The organism is Bradyrhizobium yuanmingense (assembly GCF_900094575.1).
GTDB lineage: Bacteria > Pseudomonadota > Alphaproteobacteria > Rhizobiales > Xanthobacteraceae > Bradyrhizobium > Bradyrhizobium yuanmingense.
The window spans coordinates 666,101-691,239 of the sequence record NZ_FMAE01000006.1 but is presented as its reverse complement, the minus strand read 5'-3'; the positions used below and the strand labels follow the sequence as shown (position 1 = coordinate 691,239).

General features: G+C 64.8%; 17 protein-coding genes and 2 pseudogenes. 10 read left to right on the top strand and 9 right to left on the bottom strand.

The window, feature by feature from the left end; all coding sequences use genetic code 11:
* The first annotated feature begins 149 nt into the window (after positions 1 to 149).
* From GA0061099_RS24555 to GA0061099_RS24545, 3 genes are all read left to right on the top strand, one after another.
* Positions 150 to 2,330: a methyl-accepting chemotaxis protein gene (locus tag GA0061099_RS24555; RefSeq protein ID WP_036030567.1), complete on the top strand. Its 2,181-nt coding sequence runs from the start codon at positions 150 to 152 to the stop codon at positions 2,328 to 2,330.
* A 260-nt stretch (positions 2,331 to 2,590) separates the two neighbouring features.
* Positions 2,591 to 4,324, top strand: coding sequence for an L-arabinonate dehydratase (gene araD / locus GA0061099_RS24550; RefSeq protein ID WP_036030573.1), 1,734 nt, complete (start codon positions 2,591 to 2,593; stop codon positions 4,322 to 4,324).
* A gap of 122 nt (positions 4,325 to 4,446) precedes the next feature.
* Positions 4,447 to 5,166, top strand: coding sequence for a ribonuclease activity regulator RraA (locus tag GA0061099_RS24545; protein WP_036030575.1), 720 nt, complete (start codon positions 4,447 to 4,449; stop codon positions 5,164 to 5,166).
* A gap of 97 nt (positions 5,167 to 5,263) precedes the next feature.
* On the opposite strand, the gene GA0061099_RS24540 is transcribed toward GA0061099_RS24545, so the two are convergent.
* Positions 5,264 to 7,363 carry a S9 family peptidase gene (locus tag GA0061099_RS24540; RefSeq protein ID WP_036030570.1) on the bottom strand — a complete coding sequence of 700 codons (2,100 nt, stop codon included), beginning with the start codon at positions 7,361 to 7,363 and terminating at the stop codon, positions 5,264 to 5,266.
* A 312-nt stretch (positions 7,364 to 7,675) separates the two neighbouring features.
* On the opposite strand from GA0061099_RS24540, the gene GA0061099_RS24535 reads away from it, so the two are divergent.
* Both GA0061099_RS24535 and GA0061099_RS24530 read left to right on the top strand, forming a co-directional pair.
* Positions 7,676 to 9,112, top strand: a complete 1,437-nt coding sequence (locus GA0061099_RS24535; RefSeq protein WP_036030583.1) for an MBOAT family O-acyltransferase — start codon at positions 7,676 to 7,678, stop codon at positions 9,110 to 9,112.
* Positions 9,112 to 10,220, top strand: a pseudogene (locus tag GA0061099_RS24530) (hypothetical protein). Before GA0061099_RS24535 ends, GA0061099_RS24530 begins: the two are co-directional and overlap by 1 nt.
* Positions 10,221 to 10,388: 168 nt before the next feature.
* On the opposite strand, the gene GA0061099_RS24525 reads toward GA0061099_RS24530, so the two are convergent.
* The 3 genes from GA0061099_RS24525 to GA0061099_RS24515 all read right to left on the bottom strand — a co-directional run bounded on the left by GA0061099_RS24525 (position 10,389) and on the right by GA0061099_RS24515 (position 14,348).
* Complete coding sequence (locus tag GA0061099_RS24525; RefSeq protein WP_036015923.1) at positions 10,389 to 11,576, bottom strand: pyridoxal-phosphate-dependent aminotransferase family protein; 1,188 nt, start codon at positions 11,574 to 11,576, stop codon at positions 10,389 to 10,391.
* Between the two features lie 102 nt (positions 11,577 to 11,678).
* Positions 11,679 to 12,404, bottom strand: a complete 726-nt coding sequence (locus GA0061099_RS24520) for a thermonuclease family protein (protein ID WP_036015924.1) — start codon at positions 12,402 to 12,404, stop codon at positions 11,679 to 11,681.
* 216 nt (positions 12,405 to 12,620) lie between these two features.
* Positions 12,621 to 14,348, bottom strand: coding sequence for a hypothetical protein (locus tag GA0061099_RS24515; RefSeq protein WP_036030586.1), 1,728 nt, complete (start codon positions 14,346 to 14,348; stop codon positions 12,621 to 12,623).
* A gap of 420 nt (positions 14,349 to 14,768) precedes the next feature.
* Here GA0061099_RS24515 and GA0061099_RS24510 point away from each other — a divergent pair, with 420 nt between their 5' ends.
* Positions 14,769 to 15,617, top strand: coding sequence for a caspase family protein (locus GA0061099_RS24510; protein WP_036015927.1), 849 nt, complete (start codon positions 14,769 to 14,771; stop codon positions 15,615 to 15,617).
* A 117-nt stretch (positions 15,618 to 15,734) separates the two neighbouring features.
* Here the strand turns inward: GA0061099_RS24510 and GA0061099_RS24505 are convergent, their stop codons facing one another.
* From GA0061099_RS24505 to GA0061099_RS42795, 4 genes are all read right to left on the bottom strand, one after another.
* Positions 15,735 to 16,628, bottom strand: a complete 894-nt coding sequence (locus GA0061099_RS24505; protein ID WP_036015950.1) for an efflux RND transporter periplasmic adaptor subunit — start codon at positions 16,626 to 16,628, stop codon at positions 15,735 to 15,737.
* A gap of 213 nt (positions 16,629 to 16,841) precedes the next feature.
* On the bottom strand, positions 16,842 to 17,012 hold the full coding sequence (locus tag GA0061099_RS41330) for a hypothetical protein (RefSeq protein WP_167361671.1): 171 nt from the start codon (positions 17,010 to 17,012) through the stop codon (positions 16,842 to 16,844).
* A gap of 68 nt (positions 17,013 to 17,080) precedes the next feature.
* Positions 17,081 to 18,106: a lactonase family protein gene (locus tag GA0061099_RS24500; protein ID WP_225152627.1), complete on the bottom strand. Its 1,026-nt coding sequence runs from the start codon at positions 18,104 to 18,106 to the stop codon at positions 17,081 to 17,083.
* A 243-nt stretch (positions 18,107 to 18,349) separates the two neighbouring features.
* Positions 18,350 to 18,481: a hypothetical protein gene (locus tag GA0061099_RS42795; RefSeq protein ID WP_260345447.1), complete on the bottom strand. Its 132-nt coding sequence runs from the start codon at positions 18,479 to 18,481 to the stop codon at positions 18,350 to 18,352.
* A gap of 148 nt (positions 18,482 to 18,629) precedes the next feature.
* Between GA0061099_RS42795 and GA0061099_RS41325 the strand changes: the two genes are divergently transcribed.
* The 4 genes and pseudogenes from GA0061099_RS41325 (at position 18,630) to GA0061099_RS24495 (ending at position 21,531) form a co-directional block, all read left to right on the top strand.
* Positions 18,630 to 18,806, top strand: coding sequence for a hypothetical protein (locus GA0061099_RS41325; protein ID WP_156447317.1), 177 nt, complete (start codon positions 18,630 to 18,632; stop codon positions 18,804 to 18,806).
* Between the two features lie 100 nt (positions 18,807 to 18,906).
* Positions 18,907 to 19,029 carry a hypothetical protein gene (locus tag GA0061099_RS42790; protein WP_260345449.1) on the top strand — a complete coding sequence of 41 codons (123 nt, stop codon included), beginning with the start codon at positions 18,907 to 18,909 and terminating at the stop codon, positions 19,027 to 19,029.
* 28 nt (positions 19,030 to 19,057) lie between these two features.
* Positions 19,058 to 19,234: pseudogene (locus tag GA0061099_RS43135) on the top strand (hypothetical protein); the annotation flags it as partial.
* A 116-nt stretch (positions 19,235 to 19,350) separates the two neighbouring features.
* Complete coding sequence (locus GA0061099_RS24495) at positions 19,351 to 21,531, top strand: PAS domain-containing sensor histidine kinase (protein WP_036030593.1); 2,181 nt, start codon at positions 19,351 to 19,353, stop codon at positions 21,529 to 21,531.
* Here GA0061099_RS24495 and GA0061099_RS24490 read toward each other — a convergent pair.
* Positions 21,506 to 24,970 carry an ATP-binding protein gene (locus tag GA0061099_RS24490; protein WP_036030595.1) on the bottom strand — a complete coding sequence of 1,155 codons (3,465 nt, stop codon included), beginning with the start codon at positions 24,968 to 24,970 and terminating at the stop codon, positions 21,506 to 21,508. The genes GA0061099_RS24495 and GA0061099_RS24490 overlap by 26 nt on opposite strands.
* Positions 24,971 to 25,139 lie beyond the last annotated feature (169 nt).

Here is a 25,139-nt window from a genome sequence, read left to right as displayed (position 1 = left end):
TGTACGGAACCCGATCTTCACCGCGAATTAAAGAGGGCGAACTACTATCTCCGCGAGTTCCATCTCGGTACCTCGCGTATTTCAAATTTCGGCATTCCTTTACCCGACGAAGCCGGTTCCCCCAACCGGCCACCAGCTCGAGATCTCTCATGTTCAAATCGATCGCGAACACCGGAATTCGCACCCGGCTGCTCGGCGGCTTCGCGTTGATCTGCTGCCTGCTCGCAGCGACCGTCATCTACACCGTCGCCGCTGTCTCGGACATTTCGTCGCGGATCAGGGCAGTCGTGGATCAACGCGCGCCGGTCGCGATCGCGAGCACGGAGCTTGTCGGCAATCTCTATTCCACGCTTTCGACGCTGCGCGGCTTTCTGCTGACCGGCGATGCGCAGGGCAAGCGCGACCGGGCCGCCGTCTGGGCCGAGCTGGATCGCACGGCCGCCGCAGTCGACCGCATGGCAGAGGGTTTCTCCAGTCCTCAGAACAAGACCAATTGGAGCGAGGCCAGAACGCTGATGGCCGAATTCCGCAAGGCTCAGGACAAGGCCGAATCGACCGCCTTCACCCCTTCGGCCTATCCGGCGAGCGAATTGCTGGCGAAGGAAGCCGCGCCGCTGATCTCGGCCATGTTCGCCGAGATCACCGGCATGATCGACGAGGAAGAGGCGCTGGAGGCGACGCCGCCGCGCAAGCGCCTGCTCAAGACGTTTGCCGATGTGCGTGGCAATCTTGCCGCCGCGGGATCTCAATTGCGCCTGTACGTTGCCTCGGGCGAGGCGGCCGATCGTGACAAGTTCGAAAAGCCGCTGGCGACCTTCAGGGCCGCGCTTGCGTCGGTCGGTACCCAGACCGATCTGCTCACCGCACGGCAGGCGACCGCTTATCGGGCCATCGTCAAGGCGAACGAGGCGTTCATACCGCTGCCGCAGAAGATCTTCGCCATCCGCCAGACGCCGCAATGGAATATGCCGGTCTTCATCCTGTCGACCGAGGCCGCGCCGCGCGCCGCCCGGATCCTCGACCTGCTCGACGGTCGCAAGGATACCGATGGCAAGCGCTCGGGCGGTCTCAAGAGTGATCAACAATCGAAGCTCGCCGACGACGCCCGCAGTGTGGCCGACGCAGTCGAGAGATTGCTCCTGCTGCAATGGATCCTGCTCGCCGCAGCGCTTGCGCTCGGGGCAACGATTGCGATCCTGGTTGCGCGCTCCATCACCCGTCCGATCATCGAGTTGGTGGGCGATTCTGCGCGCCTGTCCGGCGGCGACACCAGCGTCGAATTCAGGACGGCCGAGCGCGGCGACGAGATCGGCGTGGTGTCGCAGGCGGTAGCCAAATTCCGCGACAATGTGATTGCCCAGCAACGGGCGGCGGCGTCCCTCGCGCGCGAGGCGGAGGCACGCGAAGCGGCCAACCGCAACATGGAGGGGGCGGTCGAGGAATTTCGCGCGACCTCGCGCGACCTGCTCGCGCTGGTCGGCGAGAATGCGGGCACCATGCGGCAGACCGCAGAGAGCCTCAGCGACATCGCCAATCATGCGACGAGCCAGGCCGCGTCCGCAGCGACCACCTCCGAACAGACCGCGGGCAACGTCCAGACCGTCGCCGCGGCGGCCGAGCAGCTCGCTGGCTCCATCGTCGAGATCGGCCGCCAGATTGAGCTGTCCAACATGACCGTGCGCTCCGCGGGCGAGGTGACCGCGCGTTCGGAGAGTGAGATCGAAGGGCTCGCGCACGCCGCACAGAGCATCAGCTCGGTGGTCGACCTGATCCAGGCGATCGCGGCCCAGACCAATCTCCTGGCACTCAACGCCACCATCGAGGCCGCGCGCGCCGGCGAGGCCGGTCGCGGTTTTGCCGTGGTGGCGTCCGAGGTCAAGGCGCTGGCCGAGCAGACCCGCAAAGCGACGCAGGAGATCGCGCAGCACATTGTCGCGATTCAGAACGCGACCGGCAGCGCGGTCGCCTCCGTCAAGGAGGTCGCGACCGCCATGCGCCGGATCGACGAAGTGACCGCGGCGATCGCAAGCGCCGTGGAAGAGCAGGGGGCCGCCACGCGCGAGATCTCGCAGAACGTCCAGATGGCGGCGTCGGGGACACAGACGCTGGCGACCAGCATCGGCACCGTTTCCGGCGCCATCGCGGAAACCAATCGCTCGGCCGACGAGGTGATGGGTGCCGCGAACCACGTCGCGGGGGCGGCCGAACGCCTCGCCGCCGAGGTCCAGGCCTTCTTCGTCAGGCTGCGCACCGGTCCGATGGACCGCGGCAAGAGCGGCGATGCCGATTACCACGGGCCGGAACGGCGCAGCGGCCGCAACGCGGCCTAAAAGGGAATGGCTCCGGCTAATTCGATCGTCGCGGGAGCGGCGTAGGCCGCCTTCCGCACCCGGGTGAGGGCAGATGTAGCCGGCGCAGCCGGTCGATCTACCCGCTGCGGCTGCACGCCAGCGCCCAAAGCTCCCCTTGCCCTCCTCGGCATACCTGCAGTCTTCACAGGCCTCTTGACCGAGATCATCATCCGGCTCTTTGTCGAGCCCTGATCTTCCGCGTGATCGAGCGGAATACCATCCAGAAATGGGGCCCCATCATGAAGAAGAAGACGCCCAACCAGCTCCGCAGCGCGCGTTGGTTCGCGCCCGACGATCTGCGCTCGTTCGGCCATCGCTCCCGCGCCATGCAGATGGGTTACGCGCCGGAGGAGTGGAAGGACCGTCCGATCATCGCGATCCTCAACACCTGGTCGGACGCGCAGCCCTGCCACATGCACTTCAAGTCGCGCGTGGACGACGTCAAGCGCGGCATCCTGATGGCGGGGGGCCTGCCGCTGGAGCTGCCGGCGCTGTCGCTGTCGGAATCGCTGCTCAAGCCCACCACCATGCTCTACCGCAACCTGCTGGCGATGGACGCCGAGGAGCTGCTCCGCAGCCATCCCGTCGACGGCGTGGTGCTGATGGGCGGCTGCGACAAGACCACGCCGGCGCTGCTTCTGGGAGCGACCTCGATGAACATTCCGGCGATCTATCTGCCGGCAGGCCCGATGCTGCGCGGCAATTGGAAGGGCAAGACGCTGGGTTCCGGCTCCGACGGCTGGAAATATTGGGACGAGCGCCGCGCCGGAAAGATCTCCGACAAGGACTGGCTCGACATCGAGGCCGGCATCGCCCGCAGCTACGGCACCTGCATGACAATGGGCACCGCCTCGACCATGACCGCCATTGCGGAAGCGATCGGCATGACGCTGCCGGGCGCTTCCTCGATTCCCGCTGCCGATGCCAACCATATCCGCATGGCCAGCGAATGCGGCCGCCGCATCGTCGAGATGGTGTGGGAGGATCTGACGCCGAAGGTGATCCAGACCCGCAAAGCGTTCGAGAATGCCATTGCGGTCGCGATGGCGATGGGCTGCTCCACCAACGCCATCATCCATCTGATCGCGCAGGCCCGCCGCGCCGGCCAGGACATCGGCCTCGACGATTTCGAGACGGCGAGCCGCAAGGTGCCCGTCATCGCCAATGTCCGCCCGAGCGGCGATACCTACCTGATGGAGGACTTCTTCTACGCCGGCGGCCTGCCGGCGTTGATGGGCCAGATCAAGCCGCATCTGCATCTCGACTGCATCACGGTCACAGGCAAGACGGTGGCAGAGAACATCGAGGGGGCCGAGGTCCACAATGCCGACGTGATCCGCGGTATCGACAATCCGATCTACAAGGAGGGCGCGCTCGCCGTGCTGAAGGGCAATCTCGCGCCCGACGGCTGCGTCATAAAACCCTCCGCCTGCGCGCCGCGCTTCCTCAAGCACACCGGCCCCGCGCTGGTGTTCGACGATTATCCCTCCATGAAGAGGGCGGTCGACGATCCCGATCTCGACGTCACCGAGGATCACATCCTCATCCTGCGCAATGCGGGGCCGCAGGGCGGACCGGGCATGCCGGAATGGGGCATGCTGCCGATCCCGACCAAGCTCGTGAAGCAGGGCGTGCGCGACATGGTGCGCATCTCGGATGCACGCATGAGCGGCACCAGCTACGGCGCCTGCATCCTGCACGTCTCGCCGGAATCCTATATCGGTGGCCCGCTGGCGCTGGTGCAGAACGGCGACCGCATCACGCTCGATGTCGCTGCGCGCACCATCAATCTCGATGTGAGCGAGGCCGAGCTCGCAAAACGCCGCGCCGCCTGGAAGCAGCCCGCGCGCCGCTTCGAGCGCGGCTATGGCTGGATGTTCACCAAGCACATCAAGCAGGCCAATGACGGCTGCGACTTCGACTTCCTGGAGACCGATTTCGGCGCGCCGATCGGCGAGCCGTCCATCTACTAGCACCTGTCATTCCGGGACATCGCGAAGCGATGGGCCGGAATCCATAACCACGATAGGGAGTATGGATTCCGGGCTCGCGCCAAGTGGCGCGCCCCGGAATGACGAACGAGAGAGAGCACGACATGACCAAACTTTCCGAAGCCACCCGCACAAAACTCAAATCCGTCTCCACCGCCACCGTCGCGACCGCCTTGTTCAAGCGCGGCCTGCGCATCCAGATGATCCAGGACGTCCGCCCCTTGAGCCCGGACCAGCCGACCATGGTCGGCGAGGCCTTCACGCTGCGCTACATGCCGGCGCGCGAGGATCTCAACACCATCGACGTGTTCAGGGACCGCTCCCATCCGCAGCGCAAGGCGGTCGAGGATTGCCCGCCGGGCGCGGTGCTGGTGATGGACAGCCGCAAGGATGCGCGCGCGGCTTCGGCCGGCGCGATCCTGGTGACGCGGCTGATGAAGCGCGGCGTCGCCGGCGTCGTCACCGACGGCGGCTTTCGCGACTCCGCCGAGATCTCAAGGCTCGGCTTTCCCGCCTTCCACCACCGTCCCTCGGCGCCGACCAATTTGACGCTGCATCAGGCGATCGAGATCAACGTGCCGATCGGCTGCGGCGATGCGCCGGTGTTTCCCGGCGACGTCATCCTTGGCGACGCCGACGGCGTCATCGTGATCCCCGCGCATTTGGCAGACGAGATCGCCAACGAGACCTTCGAGATGACCGCGTTCGAGGATTTCGTCACCGAGGAAGTCGGCAAGGGCCGCGGCATCTTCGGTCTCTATCCCGCCACCGATCCGCAGACGCTCACCGATTTCGCGGAATGGCGCAAGAAGAACGGGCGGTAGCGCTCTCGTAGCCTGGATGGAGCGGAGCGTAATCCGGGAACAGTGTTGATCTCTGCGCGAATCCCGGATTGCGCTCCGCTCCATCCGGGCTACGACGTCACGCCTCCGCCATCCCCGCTGCCCACAGCGCGAACGCGTACACGATCGCGACTTCGTCGAGCCGGTCGAAGCGGCCCGAGGCGCCGCCGTGGCCGGCGCCCATGTTGGTGCGGAGCAGGACCGGGCCGCCCCCACGCAAGGTTGCGCGCAGGCGCGCGATCCATTTGGCGGGCTCCCAGTAAGTGACCCGGGGATCAGTAAGCCCGCCCATCGCCAGGATCGCCGGATACTCCTTTGCCGCGACGTTGTCGTAAGGCGAGTACGACAGGATGGTGCGGAAATCCTTCTCGCTCTCGATCGGGTTGCCCCATTCCGGCCATTCCGGCGGCGTCAGCGGCAGCGTGTCGTCGAGCATGGTGTTGAGCACGTCGACGAACGGCACCTCTGCGACGATACCGGCGAACAATTCGCCGGCGCGGTTGGCGACCGCGCCCATCAGCATGCCGCCGGCCGAGCCGCCATGGCCGACGATGCGCTTGGCGCTGGTGTATTTTGCATCGATCAGCGCGCGGGCGCTGGCGGCGAAATCGTCGAACGAGTTCGTCTTCTTCTCGCGCTTGCCGTCGAGGTACCAGCCCCAGCCCTTGTCGGCGCCGCCGCGGATATGGGCGATGGCATAGACGAAGCCGCGGTCGACCAGCGACAGGCGGTTAGCGCTGAACGAGGCCGGCATGGCCATGCCGTAGGAGCCGTAGCCGTAGAGCAACAGTGGCGCTGCGCCGTCGAGCTTCAGTCCGCGGCGATAGAGGATCGAGACCGGCACCTCGGCGCCGTCATACGATTTCGCCATGATGCGGGTCGTGACGTAGTCGGCCGGGTCATGGCCTGACGGAATCTCCTGCCGCTTGCGCAAGACGCGCGTGCGCTTGACCATGTCGTAATCATAGACTTCCGACGGCGTCGTCATCGACGAATAGGCAAAGCGCAGTGTCGTCGTGTCGAATTCGTAGGAGCCCATCGTATCGAGCGAGTAGGCGGCCTCGTCGAAGGCGATGGCATGCTCCTCGTTTGATGCAAGATCGCGGATCACGACCGACGGCAGCGCATTGGCGCGCTCCAGCCGCACCAGATGGCCGGCATAGAGATCGAGGTCGATGATGTAGATGCCGGGCCGATACGGGATCAGGTCGCGCCAGTTCTTGCGCTCGGGCGCGTGAAGCGGTGCGGTGACGATCTTGAAGTCGACGGCATCGTCGGCATTGGTGAGGATGAACAGCTCGTCGCCGCGGTCTGCGAGCGAATATTGCACGCCCTCCTCGCGCGCCGCGACGAGGCGCGGCGGCGCCTCGGGGTTGGCGAGATCGATGAGCCGTTGCTCCGAGGTCTCGTGATCGCCGCCCGCGATCACGCAGAAGCGGCCGCTGGTGCTTTCATGCAGGTGGGTGAACCAGCCCGCATCCTGCTCCTCATAGACCAGCGTGTCGTCGGCTTGCTTGGTGCCGAGCTTGTGCCGCCAAACCTGCATCGGGCGGTGATTGTCGTCGAGCTTCACATAGAAGAAGCTCTTGCAGTCCGCAGCCCAGACCACGCCGCCGTCGGTCTCCTCGACGAGATCGTCGAGGTCCTTTCCCGTCGCCCAGTCGCGGACGCGGATCGAAAAATATTCCGAGCCCTTGGTGTCGGCGCTCCAGGCCTGCAGCTTGTGATCGTAGGAGTGGCGGCTGCCGCCGAACTTGAAATATTGGTGGTCCTTGGCGAGCGCGTCGCCATCGAGCACGATCTGGCCGTCGCCGCCGTCGCGCGGCATGCGCCCGAACAGCTCGTGCTGCCCGCCCTCGCGAAACCTGCGGAAATAGGCGAACGGCCCATCCGGTGACGGCACGCTGGAATCGTCCTCCTTGATCCGCCCGCGCATCTCGCGCACCAGCGTCTTCTGCAGGCCCGAGGTGTGGCCGAGCAGGCTCTCGGTGTAGGTGTTCTCCTCGTCGAGATATTTGCGGATGTCAGGATCGAGCACGGCGGGATCGCGCAGCACCTCCTGCCAGTTCGCGTCCTTCAGCCAGGCATAATCGTCAGTTACGGTGATGCCGTGCCGCGTGAAGGAATGCGGCCGGCGCGGGGCGACGGGGGGCTTCGAAGGCGTCTTGGCTTGGGTCACTCGGTCCTCGTTCAAATACGTGGCGCGGCCTCCTTCACCTCTCCCCGCTTGCGGGGAGAGGTAGGAATTTGCGACAGCAAATTCCGGGTGAGGGGGTACAGGTCTCGCTATGGTCTCATCTGTGGAGAGAGCCCCTCACCCCGACCCTCTCCCCGTAAGAACGGGGAGAGGGAGAAGAAAAAGCGGCTCGCCGTGTCCCACCTTATATCGTTCCGATTCCGCGGATTGCCAGCACGACCGCCCATGCTGCCGGGTTGTTGATCGGCCCCTTGTGTGCTTTGAGGGACAATATCCCGCCGCCGGTCCAGCCCGATGCTGTTCAATTCCTATGCGTTCATCCTGCTGTTCCTGCCGGTCGTGCTCGCCGGCTATTTCCGGCTCGGCCGGCGCAGCAATCTCGCTCCGGTGGTCTGGCTGGCGCTGGCTTCGATCACCTTCTACGCAATCGGCAGCTGGCATTTCGTCGCCCTGCTACTGCTCTCGATCGCCTTCAACTACGGCGTCGGCCATCTTCTCATCGTGGCGGAGCTCACGCACCCGCAACGAAAGGCCGCTCTCGCTGTCGGCCTCGTCGGCGATCTCCTCATGCTCGGCATCTTCAAATATGCCGGCTTCGTCGCCGAGAACGTCAACGCGCTGCTCGGCACGCATGTCGCGCTCCACATCCTGCTGCCGGTCGGCATCTCCTTCTACACCTTCACCCAGATCGCGTTCCTGGTCGACGCTTATCGCGGCCAGGTCGCGGCCTATGCGCTGCCGCATTACGCGCTGTTCGTGACGTACTTCCCGCATCTGATCGCGGGGCCCATCCTCCATCACAAGGACATGATCCCGCAATTCGAGCACGAGGAGACCAAGCGCCCGGACGGGCATCTCATGTTGTGCGGAATCATCATCTTCGCGATCGGCCTGTTCAAGAAGACCTGCCTTGCCGACGGCATCCAGCCGCTGGTCGCGCTCGCCTTCGAGGCGCGCTCGCCGAGCTTCGACCAGGCCTGGCTTGGCGCACTCGCCTACACCTTCCAGCTCTATTTCGACTTCTCCGGCTATTCCGACATGGCGATCGGCATCTCGCTGCTGTTCGGCATCTTCCTGCCCGTCAATTTCAACTCGCCGTACAAGGCCACCAGCATCGTCGAATTCTGGCGGCGCTGGCACATGACGCTGTCGCAATTCCTGCGCGACTATCTCTACATCCCGCTCGGCGGCAACCGCAGAGGCCGCGTGCTGCGCTACGTCAATCTGATGATCACGATGCTGTTCGGCGGGCTCTGGCACGGCGCGGCCTGGACTTTTGTCATTTGGGGCGCGCTGCATGGCGCCTATCTCTGCGTCAATCATGCCTTCAATGCCTTGGTGCCGAACGGTCCGCCGCTGATTGCACGCCCAGCTCGCATCGCCGGCGCCGTGCTGACCTTCCTCGCCGTCGTCATCGCCTGGGTGTTCTTCCGTGCCGAGAGCGTCGCCTGGGCATTGCGGGTGCTCCACGCCATGGCTGCCCCTTCGAACCTCGTGCTCGGCCGCGAGGAGATCGCGGCCCTGGTGCAAGTCGCGATCTATGCGGCGCTGGTGTGGCTGGCGCCGAACACACAAGCGCTGATCGGATACGACCACGGCAACCGCGAGGTCGGCGAGGCCTTGCGGGCAGGGCGCACGCGGCCGTTGGTGCTCTATGCGGCCTCGCTGCTGCTCGCCTTCGGCTTCCTGGGCATCCAGAGCCACAGCGAATTCATCTATTTCCGATTCTGATGCAGGGCGCATTCACCCATCTCGGGCGTCTTCTGCTGGCGAGCGTGGCCTGCGTGCTTGGCGCCGCGGCGCGCTCACCTTCATCGTCGATCCCCTGCAGCTGTTCCGCCCCTCGCGCCTTGTCCCGGCCTTCTACTCGGAGGACACGCGCGTGCAGAATGCCGGGCTGATCAACAGCCAGCCGTTCGACACCGCCTCCATGGGCACCTCGCTCGCGATCCATTTCCGCCAGAGCGACATCGATCGCGCGCTTCGTGTCCGCTCGCTGAAGCTGGCGATGACCGGCTCCAACTCGCGTCAGCAGGCCTTCGTGCTGGAGCAGGCGATCGGCCGCGGCGCAAGGCGCGTGATCTGGGAAATGGACGATTTCATCTTCATCGATGCCGCGGACATCGAGACCGACCCTTATTTGTCCGTCGATCTTTATCGCCGAACCGCCAAGGGCATCGCCTCCTATCTGTTCAGCGCGGCGATGGCGAAGGAATCGGTGTTCGCGCTGCTGCGATCCGTCCCGCTGCTGCGGGAGCCGCTGACCCGGGCGTCGCCTTATCTGCCGGTCAAGTTCGCGCTGGCGGACATCGACGACATCTACGCCCTGCCGCGTGATTTCGACGTCGCGCGAGACTACAACGCCAGAAAGACGCTCGCCGCCTTCACCTACATCACTGATCCCGTGCGCCGTCGCTTCCTCGGCGAAGGCTACAGCTACGAAGCCATGGTCCGGCATTTCGAGCACGACGCCGTCGGCCTGATCGCGCGCCACCCCGACGTGACCTTCGACATCTACCTCCCGCCCTATTCGATCCTGCAATTCGTCGCGATGCGCGATGCCTCGCCCGAAACTCTGAAGATCGTCACCGATCTCACGGCACACATTGCGCGGCGATTGACGCAACTGCCCAACGTCCGCCTGCACGATTTCCGCGCGATCAAGGCCGTCACGCACGATCTTAACAATTACAGCGACGTCATCCACCATTCGCCGGTGATCGATGCGAAGCTGCTGAGATGGCTTGCGAGCGGGGAGCACCGCGTCGACCCGAAAGCGCCGCTCGCGTCGCTGAATGAGCTGAAGGCGCAGGTGGAGGCGTATCGGGTGGAGCGCTGATCTTCCCCTCTCCCCTTGCGGGAGAGGGTGGCTCGCCGCATAGCGGCGAGACGGATGAGGGGTTCTCTCCGCGAGTCCTGGCAGTCGGGAATCGCGGATAGAACCCCTCATCCGGCGCTTCGCGCCACCTTCTCCCTCAAGGGGAGAAGGAAGAGGCGCGCGCGCGACTTACACCGCCACCTCTTCCCCGAGATACGCGACCGCCGCCTCCAGCCCGCCCTTGCCGTGCGGGATCTTCAGCGCGTTCAGCCCGACCTCAATCACCCCGAGCGTGCCGAGCAGCATCGGCGCATTGACATGGCCCATATGGGCGATGCGGAAGGCTTGGCCGGAGAGATCGCCGATGCCGGTGCCGAGCACGACGCCGCACTTGTCCTTGCAATAGCGTTGCAGCACCGCCGGATCGTGGCCGTTGCTCATCGTCACCGTGGTCACGGTATTGGAGCGCTCGCTGGCTTCGGCCACGTTGAAGCCGAGCACCTGGCCCTCCGACCAGACCGAGACCGCACGGCGGGCGGCTTCGCCGAGCAGGCTGTGGCGGCGGAAGGCGTTCTCGAGCCCTTCCTCGTGCAGCATGTCGATCGCCTTGCGCAACGCGAACAGCAGATGCACCGGCGCGGTGCCGGCATATTTACGATAATTTTCGGTGCCCTCGCGCTCGCTCCAGCTCCAATAGGGCGTCGACATATTGGCCTTCTTGTGCACCTCGAGCGCGCGCGCATTGGCGGCGACGAAGCCGAGGCCGGGCGGCGTCATCAGGCCCTTCTGCGAGCCGGACATCGCAACGTCGATACCCCATTTGTCCATCTCGAACGGCATGCAGCCGAGCGAGGCGACGGTATCGACCATGTAGAGTGCGGGATGGCCGCTCGCCTTGATCGCCTTGCCGATCGCCTCGATGTCGTTCTGCACGCCGGAGGCGGTGTCGACCTGGACCACGACGACGGCCTTGATGCTGTGCTCCTTGTCGCGGCGCAGGCGTTCCTCGACCTCGTGCGGCCGCACCGCGCGGCGCCAATCGCCCTTGAGCACCTCGACCTCGGCGCCCATCAGCGCCGCCGCGTTGCCCCAGCCGATCGCAAAACGTCCGCTCTCCAGCACCAGCACCTTGTCGCCGCGCGACAGCACGTTGCTCAGCGCCGCTTCCCAGGCGCCGTGACCGTTGGCGATGTAGATGTAGGACTTGCCCTTGGTCGCGAACAGCTTCGAGATGTCGCTGAGCAGGCTCTCGGTGAGATCCAGCATCTCCTGGGAGTAGATGTCGATCGCCGGACGGTGCATCGCCCGCAGCACCTCGTCGGGCATCGTGGTGGGCCCGGGGATGGCCAGAAACTCCCGGCCCGCGCGAACGGTCATTGCTGTCGGTCCTTATTGCCTGAGAACAGGATGGTGGGTCGCTGAATCATGCTTTTACGTGCCGGCGCGTCCCGAGAAAAGCGCGCAAAATGCAGGGCTGGGTTATCGCTTCGTCTCCCGGCAACCGGCCGCTTCGGCCTCCTCGACCGAGCAGAACCAGCGGGTGCCCTTGCTGATCTTCATCCTGATCTGCGTGTACCAGCGGCTGGTCGGCTGGTGAAAGATGCACTCCCCGGAGCTGTTGACGTTGCCCTTGATGGTGCAGTCCGGCGACGGCGCGACCGGCCCCGAGGCCGAAGCGAGCAGCACCGCGTGCGCGCCGTCAGGCGGCTTGGTCGCGCCGAGGATCGCGGTCTTCTTGTTGCGGACGCGCCAGTCCCACGGCGCGATGAAGGCGCCCTGCCACATCCCTGCCTTGGCCTCCCGCGCGGCCTTTTCATCGGCTTCATAGTCGCGGGACATGTGGGCGTAGGCCAGCGCCCAGCCGTTGCGCACCAGCCATTTCTGGATGTCCTCGCCGCCGACCTCGCAGCGCGCCACCGTGCGGCCGCGCCGGTCGACCGATCTCGGGCGGCAGACCCAAGTCTTGCCCTCGGCGTATCTGGCGAGCTCATCGCGGGCCGCGACGCCGCAAGTCCAGCGCTCGGACTTGGTGTTGAGGCAGAGCTGGTCGATTGCAGGCGCGTCGATGCCGCCGAGCCGGATCCGCGTGGTGCCGATCACCACCGCATCGCCAGCGCGGACCTTTGCCGTGCCGGTGATCTCGGCGGCATCCGCCAGCGAAGGGATGGCGAACAAAGACAGCGCAATCAGGACCTTTCGCAACATGCCCGTCCAGTTGTGATGAAAATCTCGATAGACGGCGCAATTGTGGTCGGCTTTTGGCCGCGCGGCCAGCGCATGCCGAACAGATAGGCTTTCAACTTCCTGTCATTTTGCGACGGTCTCGTAGGGTGGGTTAGCCGAAGGCGTAACCCACCACTGTTCGTATCCGCGGAGGTTAGATGGTGGATTACGCTTCGCTAATCCACCCTACGAGACCCCTCACCCTCGCGCCATCGCCCGCTTCGCCACCGCCAGCCCCATCAGCACGAACGCCGAGGTCACCTCCGGGCCACCGACCAGGATCCGCGTCGGCGTCTTCATCTTGTTCCATTCATAGGCGCGGAACGGGCCGCGGCGGCCGCCTTCACCGAGCCCGGCGACGATCACGTTCAGCGCCGGTGCGAAGGCGCGCGGGTCGGCGCCGAGATGGCCGAGCGCGATCAGTGCCAGCGCGGCGTCGAACACGTTCATCTCGGCCGCCATCAGCTCGCCCTTGACGTAGGACAGCACGCGATGGCGGATGAAATCGAAATCGCCGGCGGGATCGATCGCGGCCTGCGCCGCCAGCGGCAGCGCCAGGAAGGCGGCATAGCAGCGGCCGAAATAGGCGCTGTAGAGCTCCGGCAGATAATAGATGTGCGAGCGCGGATTGGCGAAGGCGCCGCTGGCGGCCAGCCGCTTCTGAAAGCCGATGATCCGGTGCAATGTTGCAAGCCGCGACGGCGTCTCCAGCACCTTCCAGCGCTCAAGGTTGCGGAAGCTTACCTCGAGAATGTCGAGATTGAGCGTCGGATCGAGATCGTTGCCGTAAGGGCGCTCGCCCTTGAGATTGTCGATCCAGGTCGCAACCCCGCCCTCATAGTCGATATTGTCGTTGAGCGGCACGGTCACGCGCGGTTCGTTGACGCCGGCGCGCACCTGATAGCCCGCATAGAAGTCCAGGAGCGGCTGGTCGATGATCGCGTCGGTACAGCCGGCCTGCGTCGCCGCGGAGATCGAGCAGGCCGTGGTGTCGCAATCCGGCACGTAGATGCCGAAACCGAGGTCCTGCTTGATCTGCGCGAAGTAACGGGAGAAGCGCGGATGCGGCGCCGGCGCCAGTGCGGTGACGACGTTGAAGCGCGCGCCGCCCAAGCCCTCGACCTCCTCGCGACTGATGTTGACGCAGAAATCGACCATGTCGGCGATCGCGCGCTCCGCCGCGACCTTGTCGGCCGGGGAGGCGAGCCCGGTCTCGACGAAGCCGAGCAGGGCCTCGATGAAGAACGCGTCGTAATAGGCCGAGCGGTGGCGGATCTGCACCGGCTCCCACATCGGCTCGGCAATGCCTTTCCAGGGCGGATTGACCACGGCGCGCGCGGGCGAGCGCGCGATGAAGACGCGGGCGAGGTTGAACAGCAGCGAGGAATTCTTGTAGCCGCGCGCGTTGAGGCCCGTGAGCGCCATGATCAGCTCGCGGCCGCGGACATCAGGATCGCCGATCAGGTTGAAGGCGGCGTAGGTCGGCAGGAAGCCGTTGCGGCGGTACGAGCCGAGCAGATGCTGCGCGCAATCGCGGATCACGCCGTCGATCTCAGCGCTCTGCGGCATGGTGGCGGTGAACGGCACCGGCGGCGGCTTGGGGTGGTCGAGCGCGATGCTGTCGACGAGATCGGCGATCGGCTGCCCGACCGCCGCCCAGTCGGGCTCGGCCTCGTCGCGGGCCTGGGCGAGGGCCGCGCGCAGCCGCGTCAGCATCCCCTCGTCGCGCAGCTCGGGCAGGCCGGCGCGGCGGAGCAGGATCCGCAGCGCGGGATTGCCGAGGGCGGTCCTGTAGAATTTGGCGAGATGCGGATCGCCGCTGGCCGTATCCGACAATACGGGATCGCAGACGTCGTAAAGCGAGGGGCCGTCCTTCCGCGCCGTCAGCGCCCGGCAGGCGGCGCCGGCAAAATAATGAAAGCTCATGAAATACCTGGTCGCGGGGGCCTTGGTCGGGGACATCAGGCACGCTGCCATCTGCGCGCCACCCCCTGCAAGTCGTTGAAAAAGCTACCCGGATTCGCGGGAAAAACAAATGTGATGGAAGTCACGGAAAAGCCGGCACGAAGGCTGCATGATCGCTCTCCGGAAGGCTACGGGGAAGCCGTAAAGGCGGCAATTTGGATCGGAGAATTATCAAGTATATTCAGACGCTTAGTTCAAATTTTGAGCAATCTATTGCCCCAGGGCCTATATCCGGTTAAGGGTTTGTTTGGTGCGGCGCCGCAAATTGCGCGCAATTCGGGGTCACATCCCCGGCCAATCCCTCAAACCTAAAGACGCTATCGCGCTACTCAAACAGTGTGCGCGCGCTTGGTAGGTCTTTGGCACAGGAAACGAAGCGAGATGAATCTAAAGCAGCTCGACCTTTCCAGACGTACGATCGCCCTCGCCGCGGCCCTCATCGGCACGGTGTCGCTGGTGATCGGCGCCCATGCTGCTCTCAACATGCGTGCGATCGATGCCGCCAAGGCGGTCTCGACCGATCAGATCACCGGTTCGATCGGCCAGAGCTCGCGCCTGGCGCTCGTCATCGGCAATGGACATTACCCCGACGCCAGCGCGCCGCTGACGCAGTCGATCAACGACGCCCGTGCGCTGTCCTCGTCCCTGCGCAAGAACGGCTTCGACGTCGACATGGTGGAAGATGCGACCCGCGACGACATGGTCCGCGCCGTGAGCCGCCTGAAGTCGCGGATCACCCGCGACAGCGTCGTCATGCTGTTCTTCGGCGGCTACGGCGTGCAGGCCGGCCGCGAGAGCTACATGCTGCCGGTCGATGCCGTGATCTGGAAGGAAAAGGACGTCCGCCGCCAAGGCGTGTCGATCGAGGGCGTGCTCGAGATGATGAAGGAGCAGGGCGCCAAGGCGAAGCTCGTCGTGGTCGACGCCTCCCGCCGCAATCCCTACGAGCGCCGCTTCCGCTCCTACAGCCACGGTCTCGCGCCGATCAGCGCGTCCGACAATGCGCTCATCCTCACCTCCGCCTCGCCCGGCAAGGTCGTCGACGACGGCAAGGGCGAGCACAGCGTGCTGGTCAGCGAGTTCCTCAACAACCTCAGCAAGCCCGGCAGCGCCGAGAGCGTCTTCAACAAGACCCGCCTCGCCATCTCCCGCGCCAGCGAAGGCGACCAGGTCCCGACCGTATCGTCGTCGCTGCTCGAAGACGTCCGTTTCGGCGAAGCCGGCGGTTAGTTCGCGGCTCTTGTAGGGTGGATTAGCCGAAGGCGTAATCGACCGCTTCTCTCGCGTCAGCTTGGAAAGCAAAGAGGTGGGTTACGCCTTCGGCTAACCCACCCTACGACGTTGCTCCTACTTCGCCGCTTCCGCGCTCGCCATCACGGGACGCACCGGATCGCCTTCGCGCAGCAAGGCACCGGCGCGGGCGACGACGACGTCGCCCTCGCTGAGGCCGTCGCGGACCTCGATATTGCCGCCGGACATCAAGCCGACCTCGACACGCTTGGTCTCGACGCGGTTGCGGCGGATCACCTGCACCACGGTGCCGGCGGACGAATATTGCACGGCGGTCAGCGGCACCGCCACGTTGCAGCTCTGCCCGGTCTTGATCAGCGCGCGCCCGCTCCCATTCAGCAGCAGCCGCTTCTGCGAGGAGATGCCGATGTAGACCATGCCCTGCTGGATATTCGGCTCGACGGTCGGTCCGATGCGGCGCACCTTGCCGCTGATGTCGCCGCCACCTGGGATCCGCACGGTGGCCTGCTGATTGACCGCGAGCTTGCGCACATCGGTGGTGGCCACGAGGCCGACGAGGTCGTACTCGCTGCGCGCCACGATCGTGAACAGCGCCTCGCCCTTGGCCGAGGCGAAGTTGCCGATCTGCGCGGTCGAGGTCGCGATCACCCCCGCCACGGGCGCGGTGACCTGAAGCGTGCCGCCTTCGGGCAGCGCCAGCCGGGCCAGCACCTGGCCGGCGGTGGTGGTGTCGCCGGCTTCCGCCAGCACGTCCGTGACCTTCAGGCCGGGCCGCTCGGGCCGCACCGAGGTTTCCTCACGCGCGATGATCGTGCCGGTGGCTTCGACGACGTCGGAGAAGCAGGATTTCGCGACCTTCAGCACCGTGACCGCCGGCCCCTTCGGCGCGTCGTCATCGGCGGCACCGGCCGGATGGGGGCTGAGGACGAGCAGGCCGGCGACGGCTGCGGGGCACAGGTTTCGAACAACGGCGCGGGGCAAATGACGCATCGGAAATTCCAATTGGGTAAATTCCACTTGGGCTATGCCTCCAATCGATAGCAGATGGCCGCCGCCCGCACTACGGCCGCGTCGTCCGGAAACAGGACGCCGTGCCGCCGCCGGCAGTCGCGGCAAGCAAGTCTTTGACAAGCAAGTCTTTGATGAGTCGCGGGATTGGAGAACAGGTTCGCTCCGAAGAGCTCGAGTCGCGCGCGGCGGGCGTCAGCGGCGCCGCTCACCCACCGGCTTGCCGCTGGCCCGCTCGATCAGATGCAGCCGCGTGCAGGCCGGACACGACACCGACACGTGCGTGCGATCGCTCGGCTCGTCGGTAAGCCGATGCTGCACGTTCAGGCCCGTCTGGGGGCATTTGAAGACAATCTGCCGGTCCATGACCGAGATATGACGCCAAGCCGGGCCTCGCGAAATTACGGATGTTTACGTAGGTCGGCGATGGCTCCTCACGGCAGTTTCAGGAACTCGACCCAGTTCGGTTTCTTGCCGGTGGGGTAGGATTTCAGCTTGGTCAGCGCGCCGCTGCCCTGGTCGATGGCATGAACCGTCATGCTGTCGGAGAGCTCGCCGACCGCGGCGAGATAGCGGCCGCTTGGATCGACCTGAAAGCCGCGCGGTTGCTTCTCGGTCGGCACGCTGCCGATCGTGGTCAGCTTGCCGCTCGAGCCATCGACCCTGTAGGCGGTGAGCGTGCTGGTGGTGCGCTCGGAAGCGTAGAGGAAGCGGCCGTCCGGCGTGATGTGGATGTCGGCCGCCCAAGGTTTTCCCGAAAACCCTTCCGGCAGCGCGGTGGTGCGCTGGATCTCGTCCCACGCGCCGCTCCTGGCTTCATAAGTGAAGGCCGCGACATCGCCGTTCAGCTCGTGGAGGAGATAGACGAACTTGCCGCCGGGGTGAAACACGAAGTGCCGCGGCCCCGATTTCTCCGGCACCTTGTGCACCGGCGGATCGCTCGGCGTCAGGGTGCCGGTCGTGGCATCGAATGCGAAGGCCAGCACCTGATCGGAGCCGAGATTGGTCGCGAATGCGAAGCGGTTGTCGGGCGATGGCAGGAAGGCGTGGGCGTTCAGCCCGGTCGGGATCACCTGCTTGGGCTCGCCGGCAACCCCGTTGCCAAGCAGCGGATTCAACGCGACCTTGTTGCCGCCATAGGAGGCGCTGAACAGGAACTTGCCGCTGCGGTCGATGGCGATATGGGCCATGCTGTCCGCGAGCGGTCCGTTGCCGAGATGGCTGAGCTCGCCCGTCCTGGGATCGATCGCAAAGCTCACCGCGAGAGTGGGCTGCGAGCGGATTCCGGCAATCAGCGTACGGTGGTCGGGCGTGATCGCGAGCGGTGTCGAGGAGCCCGGCTTTTCGACGCCCTTGAAGGCGGCCGTCTGCACGAGCGTCATCTCGCCGCTCTCGCTCATCTTGAACACGCTGATGTCGTTGCTGTCGGCATTGCCGACATAGGCGAAGGTTTCGGCCATACCGGCACGGACTCCAGAAATGAGGGTAAGCGAAGCGAACAGGGCGGCGGCGATCGCAGCGCGTGGCGCGCGCGATGCGATGCGTCGGATCGGTCTCGACATCGGTCTCGACATGGGCTCCTCCTGAAAGCTGGCTCGCGGTATTATCGTTTTTGCCGCGAGCATAGCGGGCGGAGCGACGCCGCACCAAAATCCAATGGGGATCGATCGATGCCGAAATCGCATCGGTCGCGGGATGCCGGGTCAGCGCGCCGCTGCGGTTCGGGAGGGCAGACGCAACCCGGACGGCTGGTCCGGCGGCCCGAGCATAGTCCACACGGTGATCGCGACCAGGGCGGAGGTCATGAGGGTCCAGAGGATGAGTCGTTTTCGCATCAGGCCAATCCATCGGTGCAAGCCGCGAGGCCAAGGGCCGCGTCAGCGATCCTGCACTGCAAAGAGCGGCGGTTCTATGAGGCCGTTCACAGGGCGAAAACGGCCGATGCTGTCGCGAACCAATGCGCTGCGAACGCATTGAACCGACATGTCCCGCGCAAACGATCTCGAAGGCAAGCCCGACATGGGCGGCAAGCATGGCGGTCAAGCCGGCCAGCCCAAACTTCCGCCGCGCCCGCACGAGGGCGAGCGCGATGCGGACGTCGTGGCAAAGCGCCACACCGGCCAAACCGATCGGGCGGCGCCGCCGACCAAACCAAAATAGTACCTTGCCGCCGCCCTCGCGGCAGGCCCCCGCGCCGGGAACGGCGGCATCGCTCTGCCGTTAGCTCGGGGCGTGAGAGAGGGAAAAGGGAGGCTGGCTCGTGTTTTGGATCTGTTGGAACACCGCCTGGTCGCTGATCATCAGCGGCATCATGGTCGCCACCATCGTCAGCCACCCCGACGCCGAATTCGCCGAAGTGCGGGCGGCCCGACAATCGATGTGAGCTTCTCTTACCGTTTCATGCACGCGCGCGTCACAGCGCCGGCGAAAAGCCGACTGAGGGGCGCGTGATGCAATGTCGACTAGGGCCCGTCGGCCGGAGTTCCCGACCGTCTCAGCGAGGCGATAACCGCGAGCTCCGAGGCTTGATCCCTATCTTCCCCTCGGGGGAGGCCCGACTGTCGAAGCGCGGCTCGCGGACGCTTTGACCGCACTCGGCGCCGCCAGGTCTCAACCAGCGGTTGGCGGGCCTTGGAACGCTCTGGGCTTCGATGCGTTCAAGCTGATTGCGTAGGCGCCCGCCTGCGGCACGTCGGGGCTAAGTATGTCGAATGTCGAGGAATTTCCGCTCTCTGCCCGCAAGCTGACCGAATTCGAGGCCCTGGTGGCGGCGGCTCCTGCAGCGCTCGAGGCCATTCCGGGCGCGGTCTATGTCTGCGATAGTGAAGGCTGGATCGTGACCTACAACGGCGAAGCCGCGGAATTGTGGGGCAGAACTCCGGAGCTTGGTTCCGTCGAAAAGTTCTGCGGGTCGCATCGTCTCTACAGGATGGACGGCACCCTGCTTCCGCATTCCGAGTGCCCCATGGCCACGGCGGTCCGGCTCGGCCTCCCCGCGCGTAACACGGAGGTCATGATCGAACGGCGGGACGGCTCGCGGATCACTGCACTCGTGAACATCCGTCCCCTGCGCGATCATGCCGGCCGCATCCAGGGCGCAATCAATTGCTTTCAGGACGTTTCAGATCGCAAGAAGATCGAGGAAGAGGTTCGTGCAAAGACCAAGGATCTCAAGGACTTCTTCCAGAACAGTGCGGTCGGGCTCCATATCGTGGGTGGCGACGGCATCATTCGCAGGGCCAATCAGGCCGAGCTCGATCTGCTGGGCTACAGCGCCGAAGAGTATATCGGTCACCATGTGGCCGAATTTCACGCGGACGCCCCCGTCATCGGCGACATTCTCCACCGACTGTCCTGCGGCGAAAGGCTGGACCGTTATCCTGCCCGCCTGCGCGCGAAGGACGGCTCGATCAAGCACGTACTGATCACCTCCAACAGTCGTGTCGAGGACGGCAAGTTCGTCAGCACGCGCTGCTTTACAACTGACGTCACCGGGCTGCGCGTGGCCGAGCTGGCGCGCGAGGCGAGCGAGACTCGCCTCGCTGCAACCTACCAAGCGGCCAAGGTCGGCATCGCCGAGGCCGATGAACATGGGCGGCTGCTCCGGGTCAACGATTATCTGAGCGAGATCACCGGGAGATCCCGTGAGGAGCTGCTGGGGATGAGCTTTTCCGACTATACTCATCCCGACGATTGCGCCGCGGATCTTGCCCTCTATGAGCAACAGGTCCGTGGCGAGATTCCAAGCTACACCTGCCGCAAGCGCGCCCTGCGCCCCGACGGCAGCGTGCGTTATCTCGAGATCTTCAGCTCTTCGGTCACGGACAGCGCGGGACGCTTCCGCTACGGCGTTCGCGTCAGTCACGACGTCACGGAAGCCAAGCGATTGCAGGATCGGATTCGCGAGAGCGAGCAGCATATGCGCGATCTGCTCGAGGCGCTGCCCGCCGCACTCTACACCACCGACGCAAACGGCCGCATCACCTTCTACAACAAGACCGCCGTCGAGATGGCCGGGCGCACGCCGCTGCCCGGCGACGAATGGTGCGTGACCTGGAAGCTCTATTGGCCCGACGGCACGCCTCTGCCGCACGACCAATGTCCGATGGCGATCGCGCTCCGGGAGGGTCGGCCCGTGCGTGGAGTGGAGGCTGTCGCGGAGCGACCGGACGGCACGCGCGTGCCGTTCATTCCCTATCCGACGCCGCTATTCGATTCGGGGGGCAGGCTGATCGGTGCAGTCAACATGCTGGTCGACATCACCGAACGCAAGCGCGCGGAAATGGCGCAAACCCTCCTGATTGATGAGCTCAATCATCGCGTCAAGAATACCCTGGCGATGGTGCAATCGCTCGCCGGCCAGACCGCGCGCCATACCAGCAGTCTGGACGACTTCAATCGAACCTTCGAGGGCCGGTTGCTGGCGCTCTCTCGTGCGCATGATCTCTTGACCGAGCGCAAGTGGCAGGACGCTCCGCTCCAGCGGCTCGTCGAGGACATCACGGCGGCTGTTGCGGAGGATGGCCGGATCAGGATGGAAGGTCCACCCGTCGCGCTCAATGCGCGCTCGGCGCTCAGCTTTACGATGGTTCTCAACGAGCTCCTGACCAACGCGACGAAGTACGGTGCCTTGTCGGCGCCGGATGGGACGCTCTTGATGCGATGGAGCCTGCGGAATGCCGGGCACGGCACCATTCTCGATTATGAATGGGTGGAATCCGGCGGCCCGAAAGTCACGCCGCCCATGCGCCGCGGCTTCGGCACGCGGCTGATGGAGCGCTGTGTCGAGGCGGACCTCGGCGGCGAGTTCGATCTCGCTTTCGAGCCGGGCGGCGTGCGCTGTCGCATGTCGATGCCGGTCACGGGCACTGTCGGATCGAATTGATTCGCGCGATCCATGGCTGATCTCTGGATGACAGCATATCGAGCTCGTTTGCTAGCGCGATGGCTTCTTTCACGTCCGGCGTGACGAGCCCTTCACGGAGCCTGCCGACAACAGGCACAAGCAGGTCCACCGCCTGCTCAAGCTTGTCGGAATCTCGCCAGAGGCGGGCTAGGCTGACGGCTGTCCGCAGCTCCCACGAGCGGGCATTCTGTCCGCGCGCGACTTCCAGCGACTGCACGAACAATTCCTCGGAGTCGGCCGCTGGTCCGGCATGGGCCCGGATGAACTCCCCTTGCAGGCGGTAGATCTCCGCCAGATAGAAGTGATCGCCCGTCCTCTTCGCGACCGTCAAGGCACCATCGAGCGCGCGCAAGGCCGCTTCCGACAGACCGGCCCTCGCATAGCCTTGCGCGAGGAGGCATCTGAACCAGCAACTGGCGAGCCAGGAATTCTGCGCCTCATAACCCTCGACGCCCGTGCGCATTTCGCTCAGACCTGCATCCATGTCCCCGAGCTCGGTCAGCGCCCATCCATGCAGAATGGTGGCCTGCTGCTTCCAATGCAGAAAGCCGTGTTGCGATGAAATGGTCATCGCGCGGCTGGCATAATCTCTGGTGCCCGTGACGTCGCGCAGATGCTGACAAAGGTACGCGCCAAACACTTGCGCGAATGCCAGCGTAAAAGGATGGCGCATTTGCTCGGCATCGGAAATCGCCTGCTCGCTGTGCTGCCGCGCGGTGTCGGGCTGCCCCAGGAACCATAGCAGGTATCCGAGGTACGACATCGACATGACGCCTGGATTGAGGAGCCTTTCCGCCGAACCGCGATGCAGAACCGGATCATCGAGTTCGATGGAGCGACGAAGATGATGTTGCGCCGCCAGAAACCGCCCGCGGTAAAGCATGGTCGCCGCGATCGACCTGTGGGCCTCCACGAGGTACAGGGTCTGCTTCGACAGCAACTCGCTCGGACGTTCCCGTTTGGCGAATTTCAGGAGTGCGGCACTCAGACCGTGCGCCTTGGTCAGGTCAGCCCGAATGAAGTGGTGCATCCAAAGGCCTCTTATCGCCGCTAGCACCTTGTCTTCATCATCGAGCTGCCGTCCGAGCTCGAGGCCTCGGGCAAAATTGTCTTCCACCTCCTGTGTGCCGTAACCTTTGGCAGCGATCAGCGCGTTACCCAGCGCAATGCGAAGCTCCAGCTCCATTTCATCGCGGTCGGGCATCTCGGGACTGCCGAGGACGACCGCTAGGCCACGGCGCAGGTGGCCGATCGCTTCCAAATAGGCTCCCAACCTTGCGGCGTGCCTGCCGGCCTTGATCCAGGAAGCTGCAGCCGGCTGGCTTTGATCGGATTCGGTCAGATGATAGGCGAGAAGCTCCGGCTCGCGCTCGGTCTTTTCCGGATAGTTCTGAGCCAGCACCGACGCGATCCGCGCGTGGAGCCGTCTCCTCTCGCTGCGCAACAGGCTCGCATGCGCTGCATCCTGGATCATCACGTGCTTGAACGAGTAGAGCGCATCCGGCGGATGGCCCAGCCGGACGATCAGCCCTGCCTCCTCCAGGCGATCGAGCGCCGCCTCGATCTGGTCGGCTGGTACGGAGGCGACAGCGTTCAGCATCTCGTAAGAGAACTGCCGGCCGATGGTGGCTCCGATCTGTGCGACCCTCTTGAACGGGCCCAGCCGATCCAGACGCGCCATCAGCGAATCCATCAGCGTCGCCGGGATTGCCAGCGGTCGCCACGAACCGGAGAGCACATAGTTTCCGCGTTCCTCGGTCAGAAGGTCGCTTTCGAGAACGGCTTTGGTCAGCTCCTCGACGAACAGCGGCACGCCGTCGGTCTTGACGATGATGTCCTCGACGACTTCCTTCGGCATTTTGCGGCTGCCGGCAACCCGCTCGACCAAGGTCGTCCGCTGCTGCCGGCTCAGCCTGTTCAGCACCAGCGTCGTGATGTGAGAGTGAGCGCTCCAGCTCGGCTTGAATTCGGAACGGCAGGTGATGACGACGAGAATGGGCGTGTACTGGACCCGCTCCACCAGCAGATCGATGACCTCCCGGGATGTCGGATCGATCCAATGGGCGTCCTCGAAGGCGATCACCAGCGGCTGATCGTGCGCGAGGCCCAGGAGATGATTGATGAGGGCGGAGACGATGGCGTCCTTTTGCTGCTGCGGCGACAGATCGAGCGGAGGATAGCGACCTCCGGTCGGGATCGACAGCAGCGCCGCAAAGAGCGGCGTCATCTGCTCGATGTCGCCATGCGCGGCCGCAACGGTCCGCTCGAGACTCGACAGAGACGAGGCCGAAGCATCGTCGCGGTCGAGGCCCAGGGCAAATTTGAGCTGCTCGATGAAGGGATGGAACGCCGTCGAGCTGTAGTAGGGCGAACACTGGAACGAGACATGCCCGTGCCGATCCCCCGCAATCCGCACGAAGATTTCCTGGACGATGCGCGACTTGCCAATGCCCGGCTCCCCGAACAGCACCACGACTTGGCCGTCGCCCGCCTTGGCCTGCTCCCAGCGGCCGAGCAGAACCGTGATCTCGTCGTCGCGATTGACGAGTGGCGTCAGCCGGGAGCCGATGGCTGCGGCAAAGCGGGTCTCCACGCGCGACGGCCGTACCACATGCCACGCCTGTGTTCTTCCGGCTATGCCCTTGAGTGCATGGACCCCGAGATTGCGATAGTCGAACTTTCCCTTCAACAGCGACTGCGTCGACGACGAGATAACCACCCCGTTCGGCGGCGCCAGGCCCTGCAATCGCGCCGCCAGATTGACGGTCTCGCCGACCGCGGAATCGCGCTCCTCGGTCCCCTGGCCGACCAAGTCGCCCACGACCACCAGTCCCGTCGCGATGCCGATCCGGACGGCGGGCGCTTGGTTGAGCGCACTCAGCGGCTCGATCGCAGGCGCGGTCGACAATGTCCGCACGATCTCGAGACCAGCCCGCACCGCTCGCTCGGCATCGTCCTCATGCGCCTTCGGGTAGCCGAAATAGACCAGGATGCCGTCGCCGACGAAGCGGGCGGCAAATCCTTCATAGTGTTTGACCACACCCACGCAGGTTTCGCGAAAGCTCGCGATCATGTCACGCACGTCCTCGGGATCGAACTGTGCGGAGAGCGCGGTGGAATCGACCATGTCGCAGAACATCGTGGTGAGCTGGCGACGTTCCGCAACGATTGCCGTAGCGGGCAATGTGTGGCCCGCGGCTGGCGCGGCCATTCCGGAAAGGGACGCCGTTGCACGCTGAAGCCGCTTGCGGTCTCCGAGCGGCAGTCCAATCTGTGCCAGATCCGGTTCGGTCAGGTGGGGCAGGATGTCGAGATCGATGCGATGGCGGACGAAGAGGTCCGTGTATTGGCTGAGCCCAACGCTTTCAAGCCAGTGTCTCAGACGCTCCGTCCCCGTCCTCGACCCATCATTCGGCATGCGGAAATCCCTGGTTCAAATTGCGCTGAGCGGCTCCAAAATGCCTGTGGTTTGCGCTTGGATTGGGACTCAATGCGACTCTTCGTTGCGGCGGCCAATGGAGGCAAACCATCGGTATTTTGAGCGTTTCTTGCCCGCGTCTCGAAAATGAGGCGGATCGGCGGCTCAC

Excerpts from the sequence above, each read along its gene's own strand:
- GA0061099_RS24555 (WP_036030567.1), top strand. The coding sequence starts at position 150 with ATGTTCAAATCGATCGCGAACACCGGAATTCGCACCCGGCTGCTCGGC.
- GA0061099_RS24495 (WP_036030593.1), top strand. The coding sequence starts at position 19,351 with ATGTCGAATGTCGAGGAATTTCCGCTCTCTGCCCGCAAGCTGACCGAA.
- GA0061099_RS41330 (WP_167361671.1), bottom strand. The coding sequence starts at position 17,012 with ATGGACCGGCAGATTGTCTTCAAATGCCCCCAGACGGGCCTGAACGTG.
- GA0061099_RS24510 (WP_036015927.1), top strand. The coding sequence starts at position 14,769 with ATGAATCTAAAGCAGCTCGACCTTTCCAGACGTACGATCGCCCTCGCC.
- GA0061099_RS24505 (WP_036015950.1), bottom strand. The coding sequence starts at position 16,628 with ATGCGTCATTTGCCCCGCGCCGTTGTTCGAAACCTGTGCCCCGCAGCC.
- GA0061099_RS42795 (WP_260345447.1), bottom strand. The coding sequence starts at position 18,481 with ATGCGAAAACGACTCATCCTCTGGACCCTCATGACCTCCGCCCTGGTC.
- GA0061099_RS24535 (WP_036030583.1), top strand. The coding sequence starts at position 7,676 with ATGCTGTTCAATTCCTATGCGTTCATCCTGCTGTTCCTGCCGGTCGTG.
- GA0061099_RS24525 (WP_036015923.1), bottom strand. The coding sequence starts at position 11,576 with ATGACCGTTCGCGCGGGCCGGGAGTTTCTGGCCATCCCCGGGCCCACC.
- GA0061099_RS24545 (WP_036030575.1), top strand. The coding sequence starts at position 4,447 with ATGACCAAACTTTCCGAAGCCACCCGCACAAAACTCAAATCCGTCTCC.
- GA0061099_RS24500 (WP_225152627.1), bottom strand. The coding sequence starts at position 18,106 with ATGGCCGAAACCTTCGCCTATGTCGGCAATGCCGACAGCAACGACATC.
- araD (WP_036030573.1), top strand. The coding sequence starts at position 2,591 with ATGAAGAAGAAGACGCCCAACCAGCTCCGCAGCGCGCGTTGGTTCGCG.
- GA0061099_RS41325 (WP_156447317.1), top strand. The coding sequence starts at position 18,630 with ATGTCCCGCGCAAACGATCTCGAAGGCAAGCCCGACATGGGCGGCAAG.
- GA0061099_RS24490 (WP_036030595.1), bottom strand. The coding sequence starts at position 24,970 with ATGCCGAATGATGGGTCGAGGACGGGGACGGAGCGTCTGAGACACTGG.
- GA0061099_RS24515 (WP_036030586.1), bottom strand. The coding sequence starts at position 14,348 with ATGAGCTTTCATTATTTTGCCGGCGCCGCCTGCCGGGCGCTGACGGCG.
- GA0061099_RS24520 (WP_036015924.1), bottom strand. The coding sequence starts at position 12,404 with ATGTTGCGAAAGGTCCTGATTGCGCTGTCTTTGTTCGCCATCCCTTCG.